This is a genomic window from Streptomyces sp. NPDC047043 (genome assembly GCF_040644055.1).
Taxonomy (GTDB): domain Bacteria; phylum Actinomycetota; class Actinomycetes; order Streptomycetales; family Streptomycetaceae; genus Streptomyces.
In genome coordinates, this window is the sequence record NZ_JBEYVO010000009.1 from 53786 (window position 1) to 75772 (window position 21987).

The following is a 21987-nucleotide window of genomic DNA, read 5'->3' on the forward strand; positions in this document are numbered from 1 at the left end:
CCGGGTGCGCTGCTCGGCGACCGGCGACCGGCGTCACTTCGGTCGCTTCCGACGCGCAAGGACCACCCGAGTGGCCCATAGTGGACTCAGGGGTTCTTTCCGACTTTTCGGAGCACCAATGGATCGCTACCCTCCCATCGCCGAACACGGCCTGGTGGGCGACCTGCAGAGCGCCGCGCTCGTCTCGTCGCAGGGTGTCGTGGACTGGTTCGCCGCTCCGCGGTTCGACTCGCCGAGCATTTTCGCCGCCCTCCTCGACCACGACCGCGGCGGGTTCATGCGGCTGGCCCCCGAGCACCCCGACCTGACGTGCAAGCAGCTCTACTACCCCGACACGGCCGTTCTGGTGACCCGGTTCATGTCACCGGACGGGGTGGGCGAGGTGGTCGACTTCATGCCTCCGGACCGGACCGGCACCGCCACCGACCGACACACCCTGATCCGCGTCGTGCGCGCCGTGCGCGGGAGCGTCGACTTCACTCTCGAGTGCCGGCCGCGCTTCGACTACGGCCGGGCCGAGCACCAACTGGAGCTCGGCGAGGGCGAGAACAGCGGCCTGTTCCGGTCGCCGGGGATGGACGCGCATCTGCAGAGCTCCTTCCCGCTCGAGCGGGACGGCCAGGACGTACGCGGCAGGGTGGCGTTGCGCGCCGGCGAGTCGGGCGGCGTCGTGTTCACCGTCTGCGCGTCCGGCGGCGCGGCTCCCGCACCCCTCACCGTCGACGGGGTCACCGCACAGCTCGACGACACCGCCCTCTTCTGGCAGACCTGGTTGCGCCAGTCCCGCTACCGGGGCCGCTGGCCCGAGCTGGTGCACCGTTCGGTCATCACCCTCAAGCTCCTCACCTACGCCCCGACCGGCGCCCTCGTCGCGGCGGCCACCACGGGCCTGCCCGAGCAGATCGGTGGAGAGCGCAACTGGGACTACCGCTTCACCTGGGTACGCGACGGCGCGCTGTCCGTGCGGGCCATGCTGGACCTCGGCTTCGTCGAGGAGGCCACCGCCTTCGTCCACTGGCTCATGGACAGGCTGCACGAGCGCGAGGGCAAGGAGGAAGAGGCGCTCCAGACGATGTACCGGATCGACGGCAACCCCGACCTTCCGGAACAGACACTCGAACACTTCGAGGGCTACCGCGGCTCCTACCCCGTCCGCATCGGCAACGGCGCCGCCGACCAACTCCAGCTGGACATCTACGGCGAGGCCCTCTACGCACTGTCCCAGGGCCGCGAGATCGGGCCGCAGGCCACCTACCGGGCATGGAAGACGATGGCCAGGACGCTGGACTGGCTCGCCGACCACTGGGACCGGCCGGACGAGGGCATCTGGGAGACCCGTGGCGGCCGTCAGGACTTCACCTACAGCCGGGTGATGTCCTGGGTCGCCTTCGACCAGGGCCTCAGCCTGGCCGAGCACTTCCGCAGGCCCGCCGACGTGCACAAGTGGCGCAGCGCCAGGGACGCCATCCTCGAACAGGTCATGGCACGCGGCTGGAGCGAGCGGGAGAGCGCCTTCGTCCAGCACTACGGCGGCGATGTCCTGGACGCCTCCCTCCTGCTCATGCCGAGGGTCTCGTTCATCGCCCCGAAGGACCCGGCCTGGCTCTCCACCCTCGCCGCCATGGACCGCAAGCTCGTCTCCGACAGCCTCGTCTACCGCTACGACCCGGCGGCATCACCCGACGGGCTGCGCGGCTCGGAGGGCACCTTCAGTCTGTGCACCTTCCTCTACGTCGACGCGCTGGCCCGCGCGGGGCGACTGCCCCAGGCCCGCTACACCTTCGAGAAGATGCAGACCTACGCCAACCACGTCGGCCTCTTCGCCGAGGAGGTCGGTCCGACCGGGGAGCAACTGGGCAACTTCCCACAGGCGTTCACCCATCTCTCCCTCATCATGGCGGCCACCACCCTCGACCAGGCGCTCGACGCGGAGCAAGGGCGCTGACCCATGGCCACCCGTGCCCGTCCGGCACGACCACCACGGCTGACCGAGGAGCAATTCGGTGAGCTGTACCGGCGCCTGCTCTCCCGCACCGCCTGGGCCTCCGGGGACCGGGGCGCCCTGGACGCGCTCACTCCTGCCCGGGTGGCGGCCGCCGCCCGGGAGGTGCGGACCGGCCGGACGGTGACCCTCGCCGCGCCGGTGGAGACGCTGCCCGGCCCGGACAACCCGGAGCCCGCCAGACACCGGATGATCGGGCAGCCGGACCAAGACGCCTCTGGCGGGCTCCACTTCGCGAGGGACAGCTTCGCGATGAACGTGCACGGCGACGCGGACAGCCACATCGACGCCCTCTGCCACGTGATCTACGACGGCACCCTGCACGGCGGCGTGTCCGCGAGCAGCGTCACGGCGGACGGGGCCACGGCGCTCTCCATCGAGACGGCGCGCGACGGGATCGTGGGACGCGGTGTGCTGCTGGACGTTCCGCGGCTGCGCGGCGTGCCCTGGCTCGAACCGGGCGATCACGTGACCGCCGGCGACCTCGCCGCGGCCGAAACCGCCCAGCACGTCCGCGTGAGCGAGGGCGACCTCCTGTTCGTCCGCGTCGGCCATCGCCGGCGCCGTGCCGAACTCGGGCCGTGGCACGCGGCGCGTGAGCGCGCCGGACTCCACCCGTCGGCACTGGAGTTCCTCGCCGACCGGCGCGTCGCCGTGCTCGGCGGCGACGGCAACAACGACACGGCCCCGAGTTCCACCGAGGGCGTCGACTTTCCCGTACATGTGCTGGCGGTGCACGCCATGGGCCTGCACCTGCTGGACTACCTGCAGTTCGAGGACCTGGCACCGCTCTGCGAGGCGGAGGGACGCTGGTCCTTCCTCTGCGTGATCGCCCCACTGAGGCTGCCGGACGCCACCGGCTCGCCGGTCAATCCGATTGCCGTCCTGTGACCCCGGCACCCCCGGTCGTGGTCGTCATGGGTGTCTCGGGATCGGGCAAGTCCACCGTGGGACTGCTGCTCGCGCAGCGGCTCATGGTGCCCTTCCTGGAGGCGGACGACGTCCACCCGGCCGCGAACCGCGCCAAGATGGCCGCGGGTCACCCGCTCGACGACGAGGATCGCCGCCCGTGGCTGCGGTCCGTCGCCCAATGGATCCGCGAGGCGACCGACGCCGGACACGGCGGGGTGGTGGCGTGCTCGGCCCTCAAGCACGCATACCGGGAAGAGTTGCGCAGGGCAGGAGCCGGCGTGTGGTTTCTGTATCTGGCGCTGGACCGGGCGATCGCCGACCGACGGGTCGCAGGCCGTGTGGGCCATTTCATGCCCGCCCGGCTGGTCGATTCCCAGTACGCCGCCCTGGAACCGCTGCGGCCGGACGAGCCGGGCCTGACCGTCGATGCGCAGGGCGACCCGCAGACCCTCGCCGACCAGGCGGTGCGCGCCGTCCGGGCCGTGAAGTGACCGGGCGCCCGATCGACTCCGCCCGGTCGCCACCGACCGACCCGCCCGATATTTTGGAAATTGGCGCTGAATGTCCCGAATACGTGAATGTCCGTGCGGAACAGCACAGCCGCAGCCCCCGGACGGGCGCTTCGGCCCGGACAGCCGACGACTCCTAGGACGGGACCCTCTCATGGCCGACGATCAGCACTACGACGTCATCGTCATCGGTACGGGAGCGGGCGGCGGCACGCTCGCCCACCGGCTGGCCCCCTCCGGCAAGCGGATCCTGATCCTGGAACGCGGCGGCTACCTGCCGCGGGAGCGGGACAACTGGGACTCCACCGCCGTCTTCGTCAAGGGCACATACCGTGCCCCGGAGTTCTGGTACGACAAGCACGGCCACCAGTTCCCGCCGGAGGTCAACTACTACGTCGGGGGCAACACCAAGTTCTACGGCGCCGCGCTCTTCCGGCTCCGGCCCGAGGACTTCGGCGAACTGCGCCACCACGACGGCATCTCTCCGGCCTGGCCGATCCGTTACGAGGACCTGGAGCCGTACTACACCCAGGCCGAGCGCCTCTACCTGGTGCACGGTCGGCACGGCGAGGACCCCACCGGAGGGCCGACCAGTGCGCAGTACGCCTACCCGCCGGTCGAGCACGAGGCGCGCATCCAGCAGCTCAGCGACGATCTGGGGAAGGCCGGCCTGCACCCCTTCCACCTGCCGATCGGCGTGAACCTCACCCAGGACGAGCACGGCCGGCCCACCCACGACAGCGCCTGCATCCGCTGCGACCGGGTCGACGGCTTCCCCTGCCTGGTGGGCGCCAAGTCCGATGCACAGGTGATCTGCGTCGACCCGGCGCTGAAGCACGACAACGTCACGATGGTCACCCACGCCGACGTGCGCCGCCTGGAGACCGACCCGACCGGACACACCGTCACCAAGGTCGTCGCCGAGCTCGAGAACGCAACGACGGAGAGATTCAGCGCCGACATCGTGGTGGTCGCGGCCGGCGCGGTCAACTCCGCCGTTCTGCTGCTGCGTTCGGCGAACGACAAGCACCCCGGCGGCCTGGCCAACAGCTCGGACGTGGTGGGACGCCACTACATGCGGCACAACAACCTCGCGCTCATGGCGGTGTCGAAGGAACCGAACCCCACCAGATTCCAGAAGACCCTGGCGCTCAACGACTGGTACCTGGGCGCGGACGACTGGGAGTATCCGCTCGGCGGCATCCAGATGCTCGGCAAGTCGGACGCCGAGCAGATCCACGGCGAGGCGCCGCGCTGGGCCGGCGCCATCCTGCCCGACATGCCCTTCGAGGTACTCGCCCACCACGCCGTCGACTTCTGGCTCTGCGGAGAGGACCTTCCGCTGCCCGAGAGCCGGGTCACCCTCGACAAGGACGACGCCATCCACCTGGCCCTCGACGAGAAGAACAACATCGCCGGGTTGAAGCGTCTGCAGCACAAGCTGCGGGGGATGCTCGGGCACCTGGGCATGCACGAGCACCACCTGCTGGATCACAGCATCTACCTGCACAAGGGCATGCCGATCGGCGCCACCGCACACCAGGCCGGCACCGTGCGGTTCGGCGACGACCCACGGACTTCGGCCCTGGACGTCGACTGCAAGGCCCACGACCTCGACAACCTCTACGTCGTGGACACCAGTTTCTTCCCCAGCATCGGCGCGGTGAACCCGTCACTGACCGCCATCGCCAACGCCCTGCGAGTCGGCGACCACATCGCCGCCCGGCTGAGCTGACCGGGACAGTCGCTCGTGAACCGGCCGAGCACCGCTACACGTTGTCGCCTGCCGTCCTGGCGGCCCGGGTGTCGGCGTCGGTGAGCTCCTCCAGCTCACCCATCGTGTCGAGCCGGTAGAGCAGGACCAGCGCCGGACCGACCAGCACGATCGCGATGGCGGTGACGATCACCAGCCAGCGCAGAGTGTGGGCGGCGCCGGCCGCCTCGGTCACCGTCAGCGAGGTGGGCAGCACGTAGGGCCGCTGCGCGAAGCCCCAGGCGCCGACGACCAGGGCCACGCTCGCCACCGAGGTGTGGCGGGACCAGCCGTGCGACCGGCGCAGCAGAAGCAACACCGTGGCCAGACCGCACAACGCAGCCAGAATGATCAGCAGCAGGCCCGCGCCCCCGGTGAGGCCGTCCCAGACGTAGCGGGCGTCATGGTGCGTGACGGGCAGGGCGATGAGCGCGAGGACCACAACCGCTGCGAAGGCACACAGCGCCCGCAGCCGAAAGTAGTCGACGAGATCGGGCGCGCCGAACCGCAGGGCGTCGGAGCAGAGGAAGACCGCTCCGAGGAAGGCGGTGGCGGCGATGGCCAGCAGACCCGTGAGGACGGAGGTTGCATTGGCCCAGGCGTCCGCGGAGGCGCTCGTGCCGACCTCGACCCGGCCGGAGGCGATGCCGCCGAGCACCGCCCCGAGGAAGAACGGCGTCATCAGTGACGACACGGCGAACATCGCGCCGTAGACCCGTTGTTGGGCCAGGCGGCGGGTCGGCCTGCGCAGGGCGAACCCGGCGCCGCGCAGGACCAGGCCGCCGGCGGCGAGGGCGAGCGGCAGCCACATCGCGGTGAAGACGGCCTGGAACATCGTCGGAAAGCCGGTCCACATGATGACCAGGACGAAGATCAACCAGACGTTGTTGACCTCCCAGACCGGTGCCATGGCGTGGTCGATGAGCCAGCGGGGCCGCTTGCCGCGCTCCGCGCCGCCGGCCAGCAGGTCCCAGAAGCCCGCGCCGTAGTCGGTGCCTCCGGCGCAGGCGTAGGCGGCGACGGCGAGCACCAGCACCCAGGCGATGAATGCGGCCATTACGACGCACCGCCAGGGGTGTGGTCGGATCCGCCGCCAGGCACGGTGCCGACGGTCGTGGGCTCGGGCTCGCTTCTGGGCCCGTAGGGGGTGTCGGTCTCCGGCGGCAGTTCGGCGCGCGCGGCAGCCGCCCCCTCGTCGGCGATGCGCCAGCGGGTACGCATCTTCAGGACGACCGCGAGGAACGAGCCGAAAACGACCCCGTACACGACGATGACGATGCCGAGCATCGCCCACAGCGATCCGGCGCGGGTGCCGGTCACCGCCTCCGAGACCCTCATGTGCTGGTAGACGATCCAGGGCTGACGGCCGACCTCCGTGGTGATCCACCCACACTCGACGGTGACCAGGCAGGCGACTCCCGCGAGCGCGGCGCAGCGGTAGAACCAGCGGCCGCGCGGGTTGTCCCGATGTCTCCACCAGGACCAGGCGTACCAGAGCGCGAGCAGGATCAGCACGCTGCCGATGGTGACCATGATGTCGAAGGCCCAGTGGGCGATGGTGGCCTGAACCGCCGTCGGGCGGTCGCTCGCCGCGACCGACGACAGGCCCGTCACCTTGGTGGCGGGGCTGAATCCGGCGAGGATCGAGTCCAGTTGGGGGATCTTGAGGCCGCCGGAGATCGTCCCGTCGGGGTGCAGCCGCCCGAACATGTACTCCGGTACGTGGGTGTCGGTCTTCCAGACGATCTCCGTGGCGGCGAACTTGATCGGCTGTTTGTGGAAGACGGCTCGGGCGGCGGAGTCGCCGAGCATGAACTGGATCGGAGTGAGGATCGCGGCAACCGTGAAGGGCACGGTGAAGCCGAGCCGGTGGTAGCGGTCACGGCGCCCGCGCAGCCAGCCCACCGCGTACACACCGGCGACCACATAGCCGGCGGTCAGGAGCATCGCGACCACGAAGTGCCAGTACTCCGGGCCGAACATCGGGGTGAAGATCGCCTGCTGCACGTCGACGTGGATCGGCCTGCCCTGCGCATCGAGGCCGAACCCCTGCGGGGTGTTCATCCAGGAGTTGGCCGCGATGATGCCGAACGCCCCCATCAGGGCCGCCGGCGGCAGCGGTACGGCCAGCCAGAAGTGCGTCCAGGGCTTGAGCCGGCGCCACCCGTAGAGGTAGATCGCGATCAGGACGGCCTCCAGGAAGAACGCCCATGCCTCGACGCCGAACCCGAGGCCGAACACGTCGCCCCAGCGGCCCATCATGCCGGGCCACAGCAGGCCGAACTCGAAGGACAACACCGTGCCGGTGACGATGCCGATGGCGAACTGCACGGCCATCACCGCCGACCAGCGCCGGGCCAGGGTGAGGGCGACGGGGTCGTTGCGGCTCAGTCCCCGGTGGTGCATGAGCAACGTGATGAACGGCAGTGCCACGCCGAACGGGACCAGCAGGATGTGCGAGGCCAGGGTGAAGGCCATCAGCTCTCGCGCCGGCAGGAGCTGGGCGGGGGTGCTGTTCGCCAGAAGGACAGCGGTGCTGAGCATGGGCGCCTCGATGGTCTGGTCAGGGCGGCGGGGACGCCGTCGGTCCGGCCGCCCGGGCTGCCGACCCGTCGGCGTCGGGCAGGGTGAAGGCGCGTTCGCGGCGCGAGCCGGTGGCGAAGGCGACGGACCAGCTGAGCACCGCTCCCAGCCTGCTGCGGAAGCCGGTGAGGAAGGCCAGGTGGATGAAGAGCCAGGCCAGCCAGCCGGTGAAGCCCGACAGATGCAGCGGGCCGACCTTGACCACGGCCCGGCCGCGGGCGATGTAGGCGGCGCTGCCGAGATCCACGTACTTGAAGGGCTTCGGTGTCTTCGTCCTGCCTTCGACGGCGTGGCGCACGGTCCGGCCCGCGTACGCACCCGACTGCATGGCGACCTCGGCCAGACCCGGCAGCCTGTTCAAGCTCATCACGTCACCGGTGACGCGGATCTCCGGATGGCCGGGGAGGGTGAGGTCGGGTTCGACGAGGATGCGTCCGGCCCGGTCCTGCTTGGCGCCGGTCGCCCGGGCCAACGCGGCGGCGATCGGCGGCGCCTCGACGCCCGCCGTCCACAGCACGGTGCGTGCGGCGAACCGCGTCGTCCTGCCGTCATGGTCCCGTACCGTCAGACCGTCCGCGCCGACGTCGGTGACCGTCGTGCCCAGGTGGAGCTCCACACCGAGACCCCGCAGCGTTCGGGCCGCACGGTGGGCCAGTCGAGGGCCGAACGCGCCCAGCACCGCCTCGGACCCCTCGAAAAGCAGCACCCGGGCCTGGGCGGAGTCGATCGTCTGGAACTCCCGCTCGAGCGTGTGCCCGGCGATCTCCCGGATCTGTCCCGCGAGTTCGACACCGGTCGGCCCGGCGCCGACCAGCGCGAAGGTGAGCCACTGCTGCCGTTCCCGGTCGTCCGCGGCCGTTTCGGCCATCTCGAACGCCCGGTAGATCCGTCGGCGGATGTCGAGCGCGTCCTCCAGGGTCTTCATGCCGGGGGCGTACGCGGCGAACTCGTCGTGCCCGAAGTAGGACTGACGCATACCCACCGAGACGATCAGATCGTCATACGGCAGCACGACGGCCCCGCCCTCCGGTCGCCGGGCGTGCACCAGCCGGGCGCCGGCATCCACGTCGGTGGCTTCGGCGAGCACGCAGCGCACGTTGTGGTGGCGCCGCAGGACTCCGCGGAGCGGTTGTGCGATCTGCCCCTCGGACAGGATCCCGGAGGCGCACTGGTACAGCAGCGGTTGGAAGAGGTGGTGGGCACGGCGGTCGACCACAGTCACCGCGACCGGTGCATTCCGCAGGGCGCGGGCGGCGAACAGCCCCGCGAACCCTCCGCCGACGATGACCACCCGGCGGGGCGTGACGTGATCCTGCATCGGAGATCAGCCTCCGGTGGCGAACCCGGGGAAAAGAGTCATTCCGCCGTCGACGTAGAGGGTGGTCCCGACGACGTAGTCGAGCAGGTCGGACGCCATGGCGACGACGGCGTTGGCAATGTCGTCCGGGTCCCCCACGCGGCGGTACGGGATCAGCTGCAGAAGCTCGGCCTCGGCCTCGGGAGTGGACCAGGCGTCGCGGTTGATCGGCGTGCGGATGGCGCCGGGCGCGACCGCGTTGACCCTGATCCGATGGGGGGCCAACTCCTGGGCGAGGGTCTGCATCAGCATGCCCACACCGCCCTTGGAGGAGGCGTAGTTGACGTGCCCCGACCAGGGGACGATCTGGTGGACCGAGCTCATACAGATGATCTTTCCCGCCGAACGGGAGACCTCCTCCACCACTCCGCGCCGCATGAACTCCCTGGCGGCCTCCCGCGCGCAAAGGAACTGACCGGTCAGGTTGACGTCGATGACCTTCTGCCACTGGGCCAGCGTCATGTCCGTCAGGGCTGCGTCCCGCTGAAGGCCTGCGTTGGCCACCATGATGTCGATGGTGCCGAACTCCTCGACCATCCGCGCGACCATGGCGGTCACCTGGTCCTCGTCGGACACATCGGCCTCGTGGGCGTAGGCGCGGACCCCGAAGCCCTCGATCTCCTTCACGACGTTGTCCGCCTCGTGCGCACCGACGACGTAGTTGACCACCACGTCCGCTCCGGCCCGGCCCAGGGCGACGGCGGTCGCCAGGCCGATGCCCGAGTTGGCACCGGTCACCAGCGCCTTCTGGCCCCTGAGGAGCTGCGCGGACAGCGTCCGGCGGCTCTCGCTGACGTTTCCTGCCACCACGATCTCTCCCTCTGCGTTGCGGACGGACGCCCTCAGCAACCGGACGACGCGTAGGAACTTGGCTGGACGTCGGCCGACCCGCCAGGACCGACACAGGAGCCGTCGCACACCCGGCCCCCCGACGAAAGCACCCTGCCTCGCGGGTGGGACCGACCGGCGCGCAAGGCAGCCGCACTTCGGCCGGGCACGTCACACGGTCGGGCTACCAGCTGCTCCCCAACACCGTGAGTTGCTGCGCCGCGGCCTGCCGCCACGCACAGTCTCCGAGGACGGGCCACGGGCGAGCTCGCTGTGGGACGTCGGAGACTCGGAGGCAGAACTGCCGGCCCCCGTGACCGCCACACGGACAGCACCAGCTCCAGGTTCTTCAGCGGCCTCTCCCGGTCGGCGACGCGTCAGTGCAACACGGCAGCGGCGAAGGCGGCCAAGTGTGCGCCCTGCCGTCACCCGAACCTGTACTCAGGGCACTCCAGGACCCCGTCCGACCGGCCGCACTCGAACCACACCGTCTTCCCGCCACCGGACGCGGCCGACACCCCCCACTTGTCGACCACCGCGTCCAGGAGCAGCAGTCCGCGCCCGCCCTCCGCCTCCAGTGACAACTCCGCCGGGGAGCACGGCGGTTGAGGGCAGCCGTCCGCCACCTCCACCCTGACTGCCGCCGCCGACCGCAGCACCAGCAGCACACAGCGCCGGTCCGGAACATGCCGTACGACATTGGCGACCAGCTCTGTCACGCCCAGTTCCACGGCGTCGGACAGTTCCGCCAACTCCCACTCGTCCAGCAACGAGCGGACGATACGGCGGATGTGACGGGCCGAATGCTCACCCGCGGTGAGGCTCAGCCGGTACGTGGGGGGAATGTTGAGGTTCACAGGACGAGCTTGATCCGGCGCAACTACTCTGGGCTACGGGGCGGATACAACCAGTCCCACAGTCCGCGGCAGTCGTTGCACTCAAGGGGGGCCGTGCGTGACCCACATCAACACCCTCGACCCGGGCGCCTCGCCGCTCGACTACTACGGCTACGAGTTGCGCCGCTACCGCGAGACCGCGGGACTGACGCAGCGTCAACTCGGAGACATCGTCAACTACACGGGCTCGATGGTCGGCCAGATCGAGACGGCGAGGAAGCTGCCGACGCAGGATTTCAGCGAACGGGCGGATGCAGCACTGGGGACGGGCGGGGCGTTGTCACGGCTCGTCGAGCTTGTGATGCGCAGTCAACTGCCGGGCTGGTTCAGGCAGGTGGCGGAGCTTGAGGCGCGTGCCATTGAGATCTGCACCTTCCACACCCACCTGATCCACGGGCTTCTGCAGACGAAGGCGTACGCGCGTGCCGTGCTCGGCGCGCTGGACCGGGCCAACCTCGACGACCGCACGGAGGTTCGGCTGGCCCGTCAGCGCATCTTCGAGAAGGACGAGCCGCCGGTCCTCTGGGCTGTCATCAGCGAGGCCGCCCTCTGCCAGCAGATCGGTGGGCCGGAGATCATGCGAAACCAACTGGCTCGCCTGTTGGCCTTCGAGGACAACCCCCGGATCAACATCCAGATCCTGCCCTTCTCGTCCGGAGCACACGCGGGCATGCAAGGCTCGTTCGACCTCTTCCTCTTCGCCAGCGACCCGACCATCGTCTATACGGAGGGCTACGGAAGCGGGCATCCAACCGCGAACCCAGACACCATCAAGGACTGTTCGCTCCGTTACGATCATCTCCGAGCCGCCGCCCTCTCCCTCAAGGACTCGGCGGAGCTGATCCGGCGAGTGATGGAGGAACGCTATGGAGAACCAAGCGACTCAGTGGCGTAAGTCCAGCTACAGCGGCGACCAGGGCGGCTCGTGCCTCGAGATCGCCGAACTCCCCGGCGCCACCGTCGCCGTACGCGACTCAAAGACCCCCGCCGGGCCGGTCCTCTCCTTCCGGCCCGACGCATTCCGTCGTTTCGTCTCCTGGAGCGGCGCTACGCCTGAGGTCTGACACCCCCCACCTTCGCCGCCTGGTGGGCTCTCCACTCCTTGCGGAAGAAGTAGGCGCGCAAGGCGCCGACCGCCAGGAACAGCAGCCCGATGCCGGCCCTGCCCAGGCCTCCTGCCGTGAAGAACCAGTAGAAGGCCAGGCCGGTGAAGAACGCGCAGACGGCGATGATGATGGGTTCGCGGATGTAGAAGGGCAGGACGCGGAGGATTACGTTGATCAGCATTGGGTAAGTTGACCAGTTCGCGTCAATCCGCGCCACCTACTTGCGCTTACAGGCGCTGAATGATCGTGCCCGTGGCCAGCCCACCGCCCGCACACATGGTGATGAGCGCGAACTCCTTGTCCGACCGCTCCAGTTCATGAAGTGCCGTCGTGATGAGCCGCGCCCCGGTGGACCCCACCGGGTGCCCGAGGGCGATGGCGCCGCCGTTCACGTTCACCTTCTCCAGGTCCTGCTCGAAGACCTGCGCCCAGCTCAACACCACTGACGCGAACGCCTCGTTGATCTCGACGACGTCGATGTCCTTCAGGGACATGCCGGCCTTGCCCAGCACCGCCCGCGTCGCGTCGATCGGGCCGTCGAGGTGGAAGTGCGGGTCGGCCCCGACCAGCGCCTGGGCCACGATTCGCGCCCGCGGCTTCAGCTTCAGCGCCCGTGCCATCCGCTTCGACGCCCACATGATGGCCGCCGAACCGTCGCTGATCTGCGAGGAGTTGCCCGCCGTGTGGATGGCCGTCGGCATGACCGGCTTCAGGCGGGCCAGCGCCTCCATGGACGTGTCGCGCAGGCCCTCGTCGCGGTCGACGAGCCGCCACATGCCCTGCCCGGCGCGCTGTTCGTCCTCCGTGGTCGGAACCTGGACGGCGAAGGTCTCGCGCTTGAAGCGCTCCTCGGACCAGGCGATCGCCGCCCGCTCCTGCGAGATGAGGCCCAGCGAGTCGACGTTCTCGCGCGTCAGCCCGCGGTGGCGGGCGATGCGCTCCGCCGCCTCGAACTGATTGGGAAGGTCGACGTTCCATTCGTCGGGGAACGGCTTCCCGGGGCCGTGCTTCGACCCCGACCCCAATGGCACCCGCGACATCGCCTCGACACCGCAGCTGATCCCGACGTCGATCACGCCCGCCGCGACCATGTTGGCCACCATGTGCGACGCCTGCTGCGAGGAACCGCACTGACAGTCGACCGTCGTCGCCGCCGTCTCGTACGGCAGGCCCATCGTCAGCCAGGCCGTGCGCGCGGGGTTCATGGACTGTTCGCCGGCGTGCGTCACCGTGCCGCCGACGATCTGTTCGACGGCGTCGGCGGGGATGCCGGTGCGGCCGAGGAGTTCGCGGTAGGTCTCGCCCAGGAGATAGGCGGGGTGCAGGTTGGCGAGCGCGCCGCCGCGCTTGCCGATGGGGGTGCGTACGGCTTCTACGATCACGGGTTCCGCGGCCATGGGGGGAGATCCTCTCCTCGGTTCCCGCGCGGCGCGGGGGCGTCCCGGCCGGCCCCGCCACGCTGAACTAGTACGTGTTCTAGTTCTGTCAGCAGTCTGCTGACAGCTCAACCACAACCGCAAGGGTCGTGCACGCTATTCGGCTTCAATTCGGCTTGCCGTACCCCTTGCACCTTGTAGAACCCGTTACTACCTTCACGGCAGCCCGATTTCTGATGGACCGTCAGAAGAACGTCCGTAGACCGTCAGAACTGTTCAGAACACAGGCTTGGAGCTGCCCATGCCCTGTCCGGCTCTCCCCGACGGGTTCGACTTCACCGACCCCGACCTGCTGCACGCCCGAGTGCCCCTGCCGGAGTTCGCCGAGCTGCGCCGGGCCGAACCGGTCCGCTGGATCCCGCAGTCGGCCAACCTGGCCGGCTTCCAGGACGAGGGGTACTGGGCCGTCACCCGGCACGCCGACGTCAAGTACGTCTCGACGCACCCGGAGCTCTTCTCCTCGTACCTCAACACGGCGATCATCCGCTTCAACGAGCACATCGAGCGCGACGCGATCGACGCCCAGCGGCTGATCCTGCTGAACATGGATCCGCCGGAGCACACCCGCGTCCGCCAGATCGTGCAGCGCATCTTCACGCCGCGCGCCATCCGGGCGCTGGAGGAGCGGCTGCGCGACCGCGCCCACAACATCGCACAGAGCGCCCTCGCCCAGTCCGGCCCCTTCGACTTCGTCACCGAGGTCGCCTGCGAACTGCCCCTGCAGGCCATCGCCGAGCTCATCGGCATCCCGCAGGACGACCGGGCCAAGATCTTCGACTGGTCCAACAAGATGATCTCGTACGACGACCCGGAGTACGCGATCACCGAGGAGGTCGGCGCCGAGTCGGCCACCGAACTCATCGCCTACGCCATGAACATGTCCGCCGACCGGAAGCAGTGCCCGGCCAAGGACATCGTCACGACGCTGGTGGCCGCGGAGGACGAAGGCAACCTCAACTCCGACGAGTTCGGGTTCTTCGTACTGATGCTGGCGGTCGCGGGCAACGAGACGACCCGCAACGCCATCACCCACGGCATGCACGCCTTCCTCACCCATCCCGAGCAGTGGGAGCTGTACAAGAGGGAGCGTCCGGAGACGGCGGCCGAGGAGATCGTCCGCTGGGCGACCCCCGTCAACTCCTTCCAGCGCACCGCCACCCAGGACACGGAACTGGGCGGGAAGTTGATAAAGAAGGGCGACCGGGTCGGCATCTTCTACGCCTCCGCCAACCACGACCCGGAGGTCTTCACCGACCCGGACACCTTCGACATCACCCGCGACCCCAACCCCCACCTCGGCTTCGGCGGGGGCGGCCCGCACTACTGCCTGGGCAAGTCCCTGGCCGTCCTGGAGATCGACCTCATCTTCAACGCGATCGCCGACGCCCTGCCGAACCTCACCCTGTCCGGCGACCCGGACCGCCTGCGCTCGGCATGGATCAACGGTGTGAAACACCTTCTGGTCCGGGCCGGTTGACGATCTCGGGCCGGCGGCTTCCCGGCGCCGCCGGCCCGTCCTCGACGGATGCCGCAACAGAGCGCGCCGCGAGGTGCCGTACGACGAACTCGGCGTCCCTTCCGACGCCCTGGATCATCGACGAGGCCATCGCGTACTGGAAGAGCCTGCCGACGAAGTACAGGCCGGGCTGTGACTCCACCACCCCGCGTCGCTGCGCCGGTTCCCCGTCCACGTCGAACACCTCCGCGTCGGGCAGGTCGATCCAGGAGGTGTCCGGCCGGAACCCCGTGCACCACAGCACGTTCGTCACCTCGGGCACCGTCCCGTCGGCGAGCACCGGCCGGCCGTCGCGCACCCCCGTCGTGCGCGCCACCCGCCGGACACCGGCCGCCTTCAGGTCCGACGACTTCACCCGGATCAGCGGGGCGCTGTGCGCGAGCACCTTGGGCCGGACCTTGCGGCCGATCGGGGTGCGCACGGTCAGCAGGTGCCGGAAGAGGAAGAAGAGGGCCGGGGTCAGGAACCTGGCCTTTCGGCTCTCGATCCGCCAGGGGATCTGTCCCGGGTGCGGGCCGGAGAGCAACACCGTGTGGGTGCGGGCGAGTTCGAGGGCGATGTCGGCGCCCGAGTTGCCGGCGCCGACGATCAGGACCGGGCCGTCGCGGAGCTGGTCGGGATTGCGGTAGTCGACCGCGTGCAACTGGGTGATCCCGGGGGCGAGTTGACCGGCGTAGGCAGGGATCTTGGGCAGCCGGTCGTATCCCGCCGCGACGACGACGTTGTCGGCCTCGTACCGCAGATCACCTGCCGTCTCGACGACGTAGCGGCCGTTTGTGTACGACACCCGCCGCACCGCTGCCCCCGTCCTGACCGGGAGTTCCGCCCAGGCCGCGTACGCCTGGAGGTAGTCGGCGAACTCGTCGCGGGTGGGGAACGACCAGGCGGGGCCGGGGTACGGCAGCCCGGGCAGGCCGTCGAACCGGGCGGGGCTGAACAGCCGCAGCGAGTCCCAGCGCCCGCGCCAGGCGTCGCCGATGCGCTCGCCGGCGTCCAGGATCACGAAGGGCCGGCCGGTGCGGGCGAGGTGGTATCCGGTGGCGAGGCCTGCCTGGCCGCCGCCGATGACGACCGTTTCGATGCGCTGGGTGTCCATGACAGCTCCTCCGTGATGTCCGTGCCGCTGCTGGTGGGCCGTGTCCGGCGGTCGGCCTCGTAGATCTCCACGGCCTGGCGCAGCATCCGCTCGGCCTCGGCGTGCTCACCGAGCAGCCGCAGCAGGGTGCCCAGGTCGGCGGCGCTGTCGGCGAGCCGCAGGCGCGCCGCGCGGACCTGTTCGCGAAGACCTTGGAGACCGTCTGTACCGCTCTGGTCGTCGGACACGTGTCGATGCTCGTGCCGGGGCGGGGGCGGCCGCATCGAGAGGAATGCCCATCCATGCCCATGCGCCGGGGCGGGCGCATGGGTGGTTCTGCGCAGCCGCTGCTCTGCTGCTGCTACGCAGGCGTGTCGCGCTGCACGAGCCCGTGCTCGAAGGCGTAGGCGGCCGCCGCGGTGCGGGAGGTGACGTCGAGCTTGCCGAAGATGTTGCTGACGTGCCGGGCGACGGTCTTCTCGCTGAGGAACAGCTCCGCTGCGATGGCGTGGTTGGTGCGGCCGCGGGCGATCAGCCGTACGACTTCGAGCTCGCGGGGCGAGAGCATCGGATGGCGATCCTTGGCGTCGCCGGTGAGGCGCTCGACGCGTGCCACGGCCGGGGCGGCGCCGAGCCGCTCGAAGACCTGCCGGGCCGAGTCCAGCTCCCACCCCGCCGAGTCCTCGTCGCCGAGCGCCCGGCAGGCCAGGCCGATCGACACCCCGACGCGCGCGGCCTCGTAGGGCACCTCCAGCTCCCGCCACAGCCGCCCGGCCTCCCGGAGCAGCGCCAGGGCCTCCCCCACCGCACCCTCGGCGAGCCGCACCGCCCCTTGGGCCTGCGCGGCCATGGCGCGCAGGGCGACGGCGCCGTGCGCACCGGCGATGCCCACCAACTCGTCGGCCGCCCGGGCGGCTTCGGCCGCGGTCTGCTCGCCCTCCGCGAGAAGGATCTCCACCGCCGCGGGCAGCAGGCGCGCCCTGCGCATCGGCTCCGTCGTCTCCGCCAGTGCCCGGCGGATCGCCGCCGTCGCCGCATCGCGCCGGCCCCGCACCAGCCGGAGCAGCGCCAGGCCGGGCTGGGCGTCCCAGCCGTACTGGAGGGTGTCCCGGTAGGCCTGCTCGGCCTCGGTGAACTCGCCGCGCAGGCGGTGCAGTTCGGCCAGCTGGTAGAAGGCGCCGCCCGCCACCTGTTCGCCGTAGCCGGCGGTGAGCTGGGTGCAGGCCAGGCGGGCCTCGCGGACCGCGTCCGGCCAGGCGCCGCCGAGCTGGAGCAGTGCGACGCGGTGCACCCGGCACAGGCCGCGGTAGGCGCCGGTGAACTCGGGCTGGGCCGCGCACCACTCGGCCAGCGCCTCGCTCCACTCCTGGGCGCGGCGCAGTTCCTGCAGCTCCTGGCAGGTGCCGATGACGACGCAGTAGATCATCCCGGTGCAGCGCGCGGACAGCGCGCCGTCGGTGACCGCGACCATCGCCTCGTCGAGTTCGGCGAGCCCGGCGGCGACCTGCCCGTTGCTCACCAGGGCGAGGCCCAGCGTCATCGCCGTGCCGGCCGCGAGGTCGGCATCCGTGCGGGAGGCGGCCACCTCGGCCAGCCGGCGGGCGGTGTCGAGCATCTGCTCCGGTTCGCCCGCCCGGAAGTGCAGCTCGGCCTCCAGCATGAGCAGGTAGGCGCACTCGGGGCAGCCGGGTTCGGTGGCCGCGAGGCGCCGGGCGCGGGCCAGCCAGGCGCCCGACTGTGCGAACTCGCCGCCCCAGGCCAGCGCCTTGCACAGCCAGTACGCACACCGCAGCGCCGCCCCCACCGCCCCGGCCTCGGCGTACGCGGTGTAGGCCCGCCGCAGCAGCGCCACCGCGTCGTCGCCGCGGCCCAGCATGTCGGCGGCCTCGGCGAACAGCTCGACATCACTGGCCTGCAGCGGACGCTCCGCATCGGCCTGCGCCAGCACGTCGTACGCCCGGCCCCAGGCCTGGCCCAGCACGGCCTCGCGCCCTCGCCCGACCTCCGCGTCCCAGTCCATGCCGCCTCCGCACAACATTGCACCCCGAAGGAGGCGGGGCTGTCACCCGGTGCGGCCCGGTCCGCTCAGGGCGTGCAGTGGCCCGGACGGGCGTAGACGACGATCTGGGCGCCCAGGACCCGGGTGCGATCGCAGGGCTCGTAATACCTCTTGAGGACCTGCCGTTTGACCCTCTCCTGCGGGAAGGCAAGGAGGCGGGGCTGTCACCCGGTGCGGCCCGGTCCGCTCAGGGCGTGCAGTGGCCCGGGCGGGCGTAGACGACGATCTGGGCGCCCAGGACCCGGGTGTGTTCACAGGGCTCGTAATACCTCTTGAGGATCTGCCGTTTGACCTTCTCCTGCGGGAAGGCGTCGAGCGGCTGGTCCGGTGGGTCGGTCAGGGCGATGATCCGGTCGGCCGCGAGGATGCGGCGGCGGATCTCGTCGGCGGGGAGTTCGGTGCCCTGGAGGGTGCGCGAGGCCGCCGGGGACTTGGCGAGCGCGAGGTCGTCGAGGCGGTCGTAGATCCGGGGGAAGGCAAGGAGCCATTCGCGGCGCCGGGCCGGCATGAAGAGCACGCCGTCGCCGTTGTGTGCCGTCTTCTCCACGGCGCGGGCGACCGCGACGACGTCGTCCTTGCGGCTGTCGGGCTCGCGCACCATCAGCGACCACGGCAGCAGGACGGCGACCGCGGCAGTGGCGAGCAGGCCGGCCGCCAGCAGCCGGGCGGCGGGGGCGAGCCGGTGCCGGCGCCGGATCGCATGGGCCAGCAGTGCGCCGGCCGGCAGCGCCAGTCCGGTGAGGCCGTAGAGCACGTACCGGTCGACGTACCACGGCTTGACCAGCGAGATCGTCATCAGGAGTCCGGCCGGGGCGATCAGCAGCGGCAGGGACAGGCGGGTCATGGCCATGGCCCCGGGGCCGCCCGCGCACACCAGGAGCCGGCACAGCAGCACGCCCGTGGCCGCGACCGCCAGGAACTGCAGCCACATGCTCAGGGAGGGACGTCCGAGCCAGCCGAGCTGCTCGTCGGCCTGTCCCGCGCTGGTCAGCATCAGCGGCAGCAGGCCCGCCGCCAGGCAGGTCGCGGCGACGGCCCAGCTGCACCATATTCGGCGCGGCACCTGTAATCCGGCCAGCGTCATGCCGTGCGCGGCGAGCGCCAGCGCCGCGAACTCGTGCAGCCAGCAGGCGAGTCCGAGGGTGAGGGCGTACGCCGTCCAGCGGCGGGCCCGCGGGTCTGCGACGGCGCGCAGGAAGAAGTACGTCGCCCAGGTCACCCCCGCGGTGACCAGGGCGTACGAGCGGCCCTCCTGCGCGTACTGCTGGGTGGCCGGCAGCAGCGCGAAGACGAGTCCGGCCAGCGTGCCGGCCCGGCGCCCGGCGAGCCGGGTGCCGATCGCGCCGACGCCGGCGGCCGCGAGGGCGCTCGCCAGCACCGAGGGCAGCCGGAGGGCCGTCGGGCCGCCGTCCCACACGGCGAACACGGCGTGCAGGAGGAGGTAGTACAGGCCGTGCACGGCGTCGATGTGGCCCAGCAGACCCCACAGTTCGCCCAGTGACCGGTGGGCGGCCTGGTAGCTGACGGACTCGTCGCGCCACATGCTGTCGTGCCGGCCTATGCCCCACAGTCCGAGGGCGAGCGCGGCCACGGCAGGGGCGGCGAGCGGTGCGGCCCGCTTCGCCCGGCCCACCTGCCGGACGGGCGGTGGCTGTCCGGGGCGGGGGCCGCGTTGGACCGGGAGCAGCCCCGCCGTGTCCACTTGTTGAGTGATGACGTCCTCCGGAGACGGGGGCCGGCGGGCTGACGGGCTGGTCACGGTCGCACCGTGCGGGTCCTTGCGGAACGGGTGCCCCCGGAGTCAACAGCCTTGTTCGCGGCCACCCGCGTTCCGTGAGACGCACACCATCCGCCTCCGGTTCATCAGCCGGCAGTCAATGCCCCGAGGAGGCCCGGCCCGTCGACGCCGCCACGGCTTGGGGCACCGGGTCGTCCTTGCGGGCGGTCGCGGCGGCGGCGCGCGGTCCCGACAGCAGGTACATCAGCCCGAAGCCCGCGCTGACGATGGCGGCGCCACCGACCGCGTCGAGGATCCAGTGGTTGGCGGTCGCCACGATCGCGGACACGGTGAACAGCGGGTGCAGCAGGCCCAGCGCCTTCATCCACCACTTCGGCGCCAGGACCACGATCACGACGCCGCACCACAGCGACCAGCCGAAGTGCAGCGAGGGCATGGCCGCGTACTGGTTGGTGACCGCGGTCAGCGTGCCGTAGTTCGGCTTGGCGAAGTCCTGGACGCCGTGCACCGTGTCGATGAAACCGAGCCCCGGCATCAGCCGCGGCGGCGCCAGCGGGTACAGCCAGAAGCCGACCAGGGCGAACACGGTGGCCAGGCCGAGCGCCGAGCGGGCCCACCGGTAGTCCGCGGGGCGGCGGATGTACAGCACGGCCAGGATGGTCAGCGGGACGCCGAAGTGGAACGACTCGTAGTAGAAGTCGAGGAACTGGCGCAGCCAGTCGATCTTCACCACGGTGTGGTTGACCCAGCCCTCGACGTCGATGTGCAGCCACTGCTCGAGCGTGTGGACCTGGCGTCCGTGGTGCTCGGCGGTGGCCCGGTCGGCGGTCACCCTGACCCGGACCCGCTGGTAGGCGGCGTAGGTGACGCGGATCAGGAGGAGTTCGAGCAGCAGGTTCGAGCGGGTGACGGCCCGGCGCAGGAAGGGCACCAGCGGGACGCGCCGCCATCGCGCCGGGACCGGGGCGGCGTACTCGGTCGGGATCGGCGTGCGGTAGTAGGGCGAGGTGCGGGACAGGAACGGGACGACGGTGGCCGCGGCGAGGGCGGCGAGCAGCACCATGTCGTCGCGCAGCGTGTACAGCTGCGACATGTTCGGCAGCATCATCTTCGCCGGCAGCGTCATCACCAGGACGACGGCGACCGGCCACACGAACCGGTCGGAGGCCCGCCTGCCGACCCGCCCGACGACCGCGAGCAGCACCCACAGCAGCTGGTGCTGCCAGGTGGTCGGCGACACCGCGATCGCCGCGCAGCCGGTGACGGCGACCGCGAGCAGCAGCTGGCCGTCGCGCGCGTAGCCCACCGCGCGGCGCACGCCCAGGACCGCGACCGCCGTGCCGAGCGTGAGGAAGAGGGCGATCTCCAGCGGGCCGGTCAGGCCCAGCCGGAGCAGCGCGCCGTGCAGGGACTGGTTGGCGAGGTCGTCGGCCGGTCCGCCCAGGCCGGTGCCCGCCATGTGGTGCACCCAGTACATGTACGAGTCGCGCGGCATCGCCGCCCAGGTGAGCGCCGTGCACGCGGCGAAGGTGGCCCCGGTCGACAGCGCGGCCCGGCGCCGCCCGGTGAACCACAGCAGCGGCGCGAACAGCAGCACGGTCGGCTGGAGCGCGGCGGCGAGTCCGATCAGCAGGCCGCTGGTGCGTTCGCCGCGGACGATGAAGCAGCCCAGCAGCACGAGCAGCACCGGGAGGATGCTGATCTGGCCGAGCCAGAGGGCGTTGCGCACCGGCAGCGACAGCATCAGCAGGCTGATCGCGACCGGCGCGGCGAGCAGGGAGGCCCGGCGGCTCACCGGCTGGGGCAGGGCGCGGGCGACGACCAGGCCGAGGGCGGCCACCAGCAGCAGCGTGCCGAAGGTCCAGCCCCAGCCGAGGGCCTGCTCGGCCGCACGGGTGAGGGGCTTGAGGACGAGACCGCCGAACGGGGTGCCGGTGAACTGGGTGGAGTCGTACAGCGAACCCTTCACATGCAGGACGCCGTTCGGGCCGACCCAGGTCTCCAGGTCCGTCAGTCGCTCCCCCCGGGGAGTACGCAGAACGACGGCCAGTTGACGTACGGCGAGCACAGCCGCGATCAGCCACAGGCCCAGACGTGCGACGCGCAGGCGTCTTCTGCCCGCTCCGGCAGCCGTCGCTCCGAAGGTTCCCGCCGGTCGCCCGCTGTGCTCCACGTCCGCCACGCCGCGTCGGCCTCCCGCCCCGCCGTTTCTCTGGG

General features: G+C 70.8%; 19 protein-coding genes. 7 read left to right on the forward strand and 12 right to left on the reverse strand.

All coding sequences use genetic code 11. From position 1 onward, the window contains the following. Positions 1–118 precede the first annotated feature (118 nt). From ABZ880_RS15630 to ABZ880_RS15645, 4 genes are all read left to right on the forward strand, one after another. Entirely contained in the window at positions 119–1945 is a 1827-nt protein-coding gene (locus tag ABZ880_RS15630; protein WP_361262008.1) for a glycoside hydrolase family 15 protein, read from the forward strand. A gap of 3 nt (positions 1946–1948) precedes the next feature. Continuing rightward, positions 1949–2893, forward strand: coding sequence for a cyclase family protein (locus tag ABZ880_RS15635; protein WP_361262011.1), 945 nt, complete (start codon positions 1949–1951; stop codon positions 2891–2893). Beyond that, positions 2890–3405: a gluconokinase gene (locus tag ABZ880_RS15640; RefSeq protein ID WP_361262014.1), complete on the forward strand. Its 516-nt coding sequence runs from the start codon at positions 2890–2892 to the stop codon at positions 3403–3405. Before ABZ880_RS15635 ends, ABZ880_RS15640 begins: the two co-directional genes overlap by 4 nt. A 172-nt stretch (positions 3406–3577) precedes the next feature. Then, positions 3578–5158, forward strand: a complete 1581-nt coding sequence (locus ABZ880_RS15645; protein ID WP_361262017.1) for a GMC family oxidoreductase — start codon at positions 3578–3580, stop codon at positions 5156–5158. 34 nt (positions 5159–5192) lie between these two features. On the opposite strand, the gene ABZ880_RS15650 is transcribed toward ABZ880_RS15645, so the two are convergent. The 5 genes from ABZ880_RS15650 to ABZ880_RS15670 form a co-directional block, all read right to left on the reverse strand. Continuing rightward, complete coding sequence (locus tag ABZ880_RS15650; protein ID WP_361262020.1) at positions 5193–6233, reverse strand: cytochrome d ubiquinol oxidase subunit II; 1041 nt, start codon at positions 6231–6233, stop codon at positions 5193–5195. Continuing rightward, positions 6233–7720 (reverse strand): cytochrome ubiquinol oxidase subunit I, encoded by a 1488-nt coding sequence (locus ABZ880_RS15655; protein ID WP_361262023.1) that lies wholly within the window; start codon positions 7718–7720, stop codon positions 6233–6235. The genes ABZ880_RS15650 and ABZ880_RS15655 overlap by 1 nt, the downstream gene beginning before the upstream one ends. A 19-nt stretch (positions 7721–7739) precedes the next feature. Further along, positions 7740–9077 carry an NAD(P)/FAD-dependent oxidoreductase gene (locus tag ABZ880_RS15660; protein WP_361262026.1) on the reverse strand — a complete coding sequence of 446 codons (1338 nt, stop codon included), beginning with the start codon at positions 9075–9077 and terminating at the stop codon, positions 7740–7742. A 6-nt stretch (positions 9078–9083) separates the two neighbouring features. After that, positions 9084–9923, reverse strand: a complete 840-nt coding sequence (locus tag ABZ880_RS15665) for an SDR family oxidoreductase (RefSeq protein ID WP_361262707.1) — start codon at positions 9921–9923, stop codon at positions 9084–9086. A 446-nt stretch (positions 9924–10369) separates the two neighbouring features. Further along, positions 10370–10801 (reverse strand): ATP-binding protein, encoded by a 432-nt coding sequence (locus tag ABZ880_RS15670; RefSeq protein ID WP_361262029.1) that lies wholly within the window; start codon positions 10799–10801, stop codon positions 10370–10372. Between the two features lie 97 nt (positions 10802–10898). On the opposite strand from ABZ880_RS15670, the gene ABZ880_RS15675 reads away from it, so the two are divergent. Both ABZ880_RS15675 and ABZ880_RS15680 read left to right on the forward strand, forming a co-directional pair. Continuing rightward, positions 10899–11735, forward strand: coding sequence for a helix-turn-helix transcriptional regulator (locus ABZ880_RS15675; RefSeq protein WP_361262032.1), 837 nt, complete (start codon positions 10899–10901; stop codon positions 11733–11735). After that, positions 11707–11904 carry a DUF397 domain-containing protein gene (locus tag ABZ880_RS15680; protein WP_361262035.1) on the forward strand — a complete coding sequence of 66 codons (198 nt, stop codon included), beginning with the start codon at positions 11707–11709 and terminating at the stop codon, positions 11902–11904. The genes ABZ880_RS15675 and ABZ880_RS15680 overlap by 29 nt, the downstream gene beginning before the upstream one ends. Here ABZ880_RS15680 and ABZ880_RS15685 read toward each other — a convergent pair. Next, positions 11888–12127: a hypothetical protein gene (locus ABZ880_RS15685; RefSeq protein ID WP_361262038.1), complete on the reverse strand. Its 240-nt coding sequence runs from the start codon at positions 12125–12127 to the stop codon at positions 11888–11890. The two genes, ABZ880_RS15680 and ABZ880_RS15685, sit on opposite strands and share 17 nt — an antisense overlap. Before the next feature lie 46 nt (positions 12128–12173). Further along, the gene (locus ABZ880_RS15690; RefSeq protein ID WP_361262041.1) at positions 12174–13343 is read right to left on the reverse strand and encodes a steroid 3-ketoacyl-CoA thiolase; all 1170 of its coding nucleotides are present in this window, start codon (positions 13341–13343) and stop codon (positions 12174–12176) included. 280 nt (positions 13344–13623) lie between these two features. On the opposite strand from ABZ880_RS15690, the gene ABZ880_RS15695 reads away from it, so the two are divergent. After that, a complete protein-coding gene (locus ABZ880_RS15695) occupies positions 13624–14859 on the forward strand; it encodes a cytochrome P450 (protein WP_361262046.1) in 1236 nt (411 codons plus the stop codon). Here ABZ880_RS15695 and ABZ880_RS15700 read toward each other — a convergent pair. The 5 genes from ABZ880_RS15700 to ABZ880_RS15720 form a co-directional block, all read right to left on the reverse strand. Then, positions 14822–15994: an NAD(P)-binding domain-containing protein gene (locus ABZ880_RS15700; protein ID WP_361262049.1), complete on the reverse strand. Its 1173-nt coding sequence runs from the start codon at positions 15992–15994 to the stop codon at positions 14822–14824. The genes ABZ880_RS15695 and ABZ880_RS15700 overlap by 38 nt on opposite strands. Further along, positions 15898–16221, reverse strand: a complete 324-nt coding sequence (locus ABZ880_RS15705) for a tetratricopeptide repeat protein (protein ID WP_361262052.1) — start codon at positions 16219–16221, stop codon at positions 15898–15900. Before ABZ880_RS15705 ends, ABZ880_RS15700 begins: the two co-directional genes overlap by 97 nt. Positions 16222–16334: 113 nt before the next feature. Next, positions 16335–17993, reverse strand: a complete 1659-nt coding sequence (locus tag ABZ880_RS15710; RefSeq protein ID WP_361262055.1) for a response regulator transcription factor — start codon at positions 17991–17993, stop codon at positions 16335–16337. Between the two features lie 226 nt (positions 17994–18219). Beyond that, positions 18220–19791, reverse strand: coding sequence for a glycosyltransferase family 39 protein (locus ABZ880_RS15715; RefSeq protein WP_361262058.1), 1572 nt, complete (start codon positions 19789–19791; stop codon positions 18220–18222). Between the two features lie 115 nt (positions 19792–19906). Next, the gene (locus ABZ880_RS15720) at positions 19907–21952 is read right to left on the reverse strand and encodes a bifunctional glycosyltransferase 87/phosphatase PAP2 family protein (protein ID WP_361262061.1); all 2046 of its coding nucleotides are present in this window, start codon (positions 21950–21952) and stop codon (positions 19907–19909) included. Positions 21953–21987 lie beyond the last annotated feature (35 nt).